The organism is Mycolicibacterium iranicum, from assembly GCF_002101705.1.
Taxonomy (GTDB): domain Bacteria; phylum Actinomycetota; class Actinomycetes; order Mycobacteriales; family Mycobacteriaceae; genus Mycobacterium; species Mycobacterium iranicum.
This window is the reverse complement of sequence record NZ_LQPC01000066.1, coordinates 1-1336: the sequence shown is the minus strand read 5'-3', so window position 1 is coordinate 1336 and position 1336 is coordinate 1. Positions and strand designations below refer to the sequence as shown.

Sequence of the window (1336 nt, the reverse complement as noted above, 5' to 3'; positions counted from 1 at the left end):
AGCACGCCGGCACCTTCACCCATCACGAAGCCATCACGACGCGCATCGAACGGACGCGACACCCCAGACGGCGACAGTACCCCCATGTCGCGGTAGCCCGCCAAGATTGGGGTGAGCACGCTGGCCTCTGAGCCTCCGACCAGGACTGCGTCGACCTCACCCAGGCGCAACATGCGGATACCTGCGACAATCGCGTCGCCACCGCTCGAGCAGCCCGAAACCACTGCGTAAGCCGGGCCTTCGCAGCCGAAACGCATCGCCAGCACGCTGGCCGCCGCGTTCTTCATTACCTTCGGCACGAACAACGCAGACACGCCCTCGGGCCCAAAGTCGCAGAACTCGTGCCAGCCAGCGATGACGGCGGCGCGCCCGCCCTCGGCGGAACTGATGACACAGCCGATCCGCTCGGGTTCGACGGGTGCGCCGTCTTCCAGCCAGCCGGCCTGTGTAAGCGCTTCCTGGGCCGCCACGATCGCGAACTGCGTGAAGCGGTCGTAGCGCTTCACTTCCTTGTTCTTGAAGTAATTGGTCGGCTCGAAGTCAGTGCAGGCGCCGACACCCTCGGCGATCCCGGAATCACCCGCCGACCATCGGTCGAGCAGGCGCTCCGCACCTACCCCCAGCGGAGTCACGGCACCAAACCCGGTCGCGACCACCCGCCGTTTTGCGGATGTTGACCCATATTGACGTTCGTGGGTATTCCTTTGCTGAAATTTACGTTGGTGGGTATTCGAGGTCGAGCGGTTGCCCTGGTGTGCGGTGGTCTCGGACATCTTCGGCCCCGTTCGCTATGTTTCAACCGTATGAGAGTCAAAAGTCTGAATCGGGGGTAGCGTACCCATGTACTCGGCTCTCTGGGGGGAAGATTGGTGTCTTCGGGCGATCGCGCGGAGTCTGATGGCCAGCGGAACCATAACTACGCTTATTTGCCTAAGCAGATGCCCGCTGTGACTGAGAAATCGCACCGTGAGTCCGTAGCGATCGTCGGAATGGCCTGCCGGTACCCGGGAGGTGTTTGCTCTCCGGAGCAGTTGTGGGAGTTGGTGGCTGGTGGGGTGGATGCCATCGGTGAGTTCCCGCAGGATCGGGGTTGGGATCTGGAGCGGTTGTTTGATCCGGATCCTGCTCACGTAGGCACCAGCTACACCCGTCAAGGCGGTTTTATCTACGATGCGGGTGATTTCGATGCGGAGTTCTTCGGGATCAGTCCGCGTGAGGCGTTGGCGATGGATCCCCAGCAGCGGGTGTTGCTGGAGGTGGCCTGGGAGGCGTTGGAGCGGGCCGGGATCGCCCCGGACTCCCTGCGCGGCACCACCACCGGCGTCTACGCCGGAGT

At 63.1% G+C, this 1336-nt stretch carries 1 protein-coding gene and 1 pseudogene; one reads left to right on the top strand and one right to left on the bottom strand.

The features are described from left to right. On the bottom strand, positions 1 to 773 hold a 773-nt coding region (locus AWC12_RS28425), incomplete at its 3' end, for a beta-ketoacyl-[acyl-carrier-protein] synthase family protein (RefSeq protein ID WP_272937902.1). 195 nt (positions 774 to 968) lie between these two features. Here AWC12_RS28425 and AWC12_RS28420 point away from each other — a divergent pair. Further along, positions 969 to 1336: pseudogene (locus tag AWC12_RS28420) on the top strand (beta-ketoacyl synthase N-terminal-like domain-containing protein); the annotation flags it as partial.